At 62.2% G+C, this 3,470-nt stretch carries 5 protein-coding genes; 1 reads left to right on the top strand and 4 read right to left on the bottom strand.

Annotated features, from left to right (window positions below):
* Positions 1-23: 23 nt before the first annotated feature.
* Complete coding sequence (locus VK682_RS27000; protein ID WP_324782963.1) at positions 24-659, bottom strand: LLM class flavin-dependent oxidoreductase; 636 nt, start codon at positions 657-659, stop codon at positions 24-26.
* Positions 660-753: 94 nt separating this feature from the next.
* Entirely contained in the window at positions 754-1,599 is an 846-nt protein-coding gene (locus tag VK682_RS26995) for an SDR family oxidoreductase (RefSeq protein ID WP_324782962.1), read from the bottom strand.
* A 125-nt stretch (positions 1,600-1,724) separates the two neighbouring features.
* Here VK682_RS26995 and VK682_RS26990 point away from each other — a divergent pair, with 125 nt between their 5' ends.
* On the top strand, positions 1,725-2,138 hold the full coding sequence (locus VK682_RS26990) for a winged helix-turn-helix transcriptional regulator (protein ID WP_324782961.1): 414 nt from the start codon (positions 1,725-1,727) through the stop codon (positions 2,136-2,138).
* A 634-nt stretch (positions 2,139-2,772) separates the two neighbouring features.
* On the opposite strand, the gene VK682_RS26980 is transcribed toward VK682_RS26990, so the two are convergent.
* Together VK682_RS26980 and VK682_RS26975 are read right to left on the bottom strand one after the other, a co-directional pair.
* The gene (locus tag VK682_RS26980) at positions 2,773-3,030 is read right to left on the bottom strand and encodes a helix-turn-helix domain-containing protein (protein WP_040610014.1); all 258 of its coding nucleotides are present in this window, start codon (positions 3,028-3,030) and stop codon (positions 2,773-2,775) included.
* Between the two features lie 124 nt (positions 3,031-3,154).
* Positions 3,155-3,406 carry a hypothetical protein gene (locus VK682_RS26975; RefSeq protein WP_036562850.1) on the bottom strand — a complete coding sequence of 84 codons (252 nt, stop codon included), beginning with the start codon at positions 3,404-3,406 and terminating at the stop codon, positions 3,155-3,157.
* Positions 3,407-3,470 lie beyond the last annotated feature (64 nt).

Here is a 3,470-nt window from a genome sequence, read left to right as displayed (position 1 = left end):
GGAAGTGAGCTAAACGCTCTCCACTAAAGCCGGGCAAGTCCACCGAGGATGCCCAGGAACATCGGCAACCTAAGTTCCGCCGCGCGCATGACAGATCCCGGACTGCCTCCGGTGCCGAGCCAGATGCGCAGCGGCTGTTCCGGGCGTGGCACGACCAGCATGTCCTGGAGAGGTCGCCGGCGGTGCGGGCCATTCCAGGTCACTTGCTCATGTCGATTCATCTCGACCAGCAGGTCGAGCTTGGAGCCGAAGAGCATGTCGTAGTCGTTCTCGTCCTCGTCGAAGATCGGGAAGGTGATGGGTGACGATCCCCGTCCGGCGACGATGTCGATGCGGCCCGGCGCGATGGCCGCCGCGGTGGCGAGCTGCTGGAAGACACGGATAGGCTCATCGGTGGAGAGCACCGTGACTGTCGTCCCAAGCTTGATCCGGCGCGTCGATGCCGCGGCGGCATTGACGAGCGAAGTGGGCGAGGACACCGGCATCGAGCGGGTGTGGTGCTCACCGAAGCCGAAAAAGTCGAGGCCGACGTCGTCGGCGAGTTGCACTGCTTCGAGAGCGTCGCGGATCGCCTGGGCGGTCGCACCGGTGCTGTCATCGGTCCGGGGGGTGTTGCCGAACGTGTAGATGCCGAGTTCGAAGGGTCTCGTGGGGTTCATGATCATCACTCCTGGGCAACGGCTGTCCCTAACTCGCGGGGTATGCCCGGGAGGTCGCAGTGACGACCTCCCGGTGGTGGTTGTCTCTTCGGGATCAGGCCAGCGCGGCCGCGAGCACGTCGCGCAGGGGCTTGGGCGCACGACCCGAAAGGCGCTCCACGTCGCCAGCGACGATATCGAAAGCCCCCTCCGCGAAGTTTCGCTGGATGCTGGCCACGGTGCTCACCACGTCCTCGGGCAGGCCCATCTGCGCCATCCCGCCGCGCAGCTGCTCCTCGGTAACGGTCACGAAGCCCATGGGCTTGCCGGTGATCTCGGCGACGACGGCAGCGCGTTCGGCGCCGGAGAGCCGATCGGGTCCGGTCGCGTTGTAGATTGCGCCCTCGTGGCCCTCGGTGGTCAGCAGCCCTGCGGCAGCAGCGGCTACGTCCTCGCGCGATACAAACGCCACACGGTTCTCGGCCAGTCCCGTGAGCGCGCCGGTCTCGAGAGACATCTGCGCCTCCTGCGCCAGCGCTTCGGCGTAGTAGTTCATCCGCAGGATTGACCAGGCGGGTGCGGTGGCGATGAGGCGCTGCTCACCCTGCCAGTAGGAGGCCCCGACCGCCGGGTCTTCTTCCTTACGCGTGCCTGCGGCCGACATGAAGACGACGTGCTTCACAGCGGACTCGACAGCCGCGTCAATCGCGGCGACGTTCTGTGCGCCGCGCCGACCACGCCCGAGATCGCTCGTCGGGATGATCAGGAGCCGGTCAAGACCTGCATAGGCCTTCGCCAGGCTTTGCGGGTCGTTATAGTCGCCGAAGCGGCCTTCGGCGCCCGCAGGCGCGTTCTCAGGCGTCCGCGAGATCGCCACCACATCGTGTCCTCCACGGCGGAGGAGGTCCGCCACAACGCCGCTGCCGAGTTGTCCACTCGCTCCGCTTACACCGATCTTCATGTTCGTCATCCTTCTGTCTATGGTAGGAACAATCTGTTCGTGACGATATGTCTGTTCGTGACGGGCCACACAAGAATGCACACGGGTGTGCGCCACGCACCTCCGTGTTCGTAAAGGAGACGACGATGGCGACCAACGAGACCACCAATGGCGAGACAGAGCTACTTCACGACGACGAGGCGCATCCCGCTGCCGATTGCCGGGCCATGGGGCAGGTGCTTGATCGCATCGGCGACAAGTGGACGATCATGGTGGTGGGGGCCCTGTCCCACGGTCCGATGCGCTTCAACGCCCTGATGCGCCGGATCGGAGGCGTGTCGCACCGGATGCTGACGCTGACCCTGCGGCGGCTGGAGCGGGACGGACTGGTGAAACGCACGGCCTTCCCGACGATTCCGCCCCGGGTGGATTACGAACTCACGCCTCTTGCCTATTCGCTCATCGAGCCACTGGCCGCGCTTGCGCAATGGGGTGAGGATCATAGGGCAGAAATCGAGCAGGCGCGGGCCGTGTTCGATCAGCGCGCGGCGGATATTTAGAGGGCGTAGTGAGCCTGCCTGCGCACCGACGGCCGTCACCGAGCAGGAATCTGCATGACTGGCCGTATTACAGGTGCCTCCAACGGGGCGGCGGAGAGTGCCTCTCGCCCGATCCCGAAGCCGCCGCAATGAATGTCGTGGAAGGGCTCCTTCGAGACCTTCGCTGCCATCTGCTCCAATGACCGGTACGCTCGCAGACCCTTTCCATCAATATGAACTGGCGGCTGCCTGAGAAGCCTATCCACTGTCACTTTTTCGAATCCGCATGAGCGCATCGAAGTCGATTTCTTGCTTCTGTTCGTCACTTATATCCGGCCGGGTTTCCGATACCGGCTGGGGCCCTTGGACGTCCCACATCACCGCATGTGAGCCTGTACTCCAGCGATAAACCCAACCAACAACACTGCACCCATCGGTCCCGATCAGATTGGCGATCGCGACGCCCTCACCCCTATCATCGTTCACTGTTTACTGACTTCCTGCACTGTGGCGCTGCGAATTGCGGCGTGGGGTTGCAGAGCGTTCACTACGACCGCGCGCCGGGCTTCTTTGATGTTGGCTAACTGGTCCTCGAGGAGGGAATGATCATCAGACCGGGAAAATGGGTTTCCGTGTTCTCAACAATTCATTGGCTTCAAATCCTGTGGTCGGGCTCCGTGGCGGCTTCAACGATCGCCAGAAGCTGGAACGGATCAAAGCCGATGGCACGCGCCAAAACGACCAGTTCGACAACGTCGACCCGGCGCTGACCGCTTTCAAGACGGGCAATAAGGGATTGGTGGCATCTGAGCCTATCCGCCAAGTCTTTCTGGCCGAGGCCCGCTTTGATGCGCGCGTCGACCAACGCCTGGCAGAGTGCCACTTGCCCTTTGCTTCTGATTGTCTTTGCCACGCGTCACATACCTTTTGTGACGTCGCTAGCGGATGAAATCTCTTATCTAAAAAGTAGATCTCTGAGGGTGTTATCGGCGTCTGGTTTCCATGGGCTGCAAGTCTGATGCTCCCGAGGTTGCCCATCAATCCCCTACCAATTGTAGAAATCGGCCATAGTCCTCGCTGACTTCGCGCGCTTCCTCGAAAGCGCGGGCGCGTTCACCGTCGAGGCAACGGAAGTAGCTCTGGATATCCTGAATGTAATCTTCGAAATCGCCACGGATGATGTCCGCATAGTCCCGCGCCGCCTGCGAATCGCTTGGCAGGAAGGGACGGGCCGGGGCGAAGCAGGATTCCGCCAAAACCGGCCCGGGAACGCAGATTAGAAGGACCATAGCTTGCAATGGGAGCAGGCATGTCAACCTTGGGTTTCTCAAACCTGTTATCTCCTTGATCGCA

Source organism: Salipiger marinus, from assembly GCF_035481585.1.
Lineage (GTDB): Bacteria > Pseudomonadota > Alphaproteobacteria > Rhodobacterales > Rhodobacteraceae > Salipiger > Salipiger marinus.
Note: the sequence above shows the minus strand (reverse complement) of the source record. Positions and strands in the feature narration are given on the sequence as shown.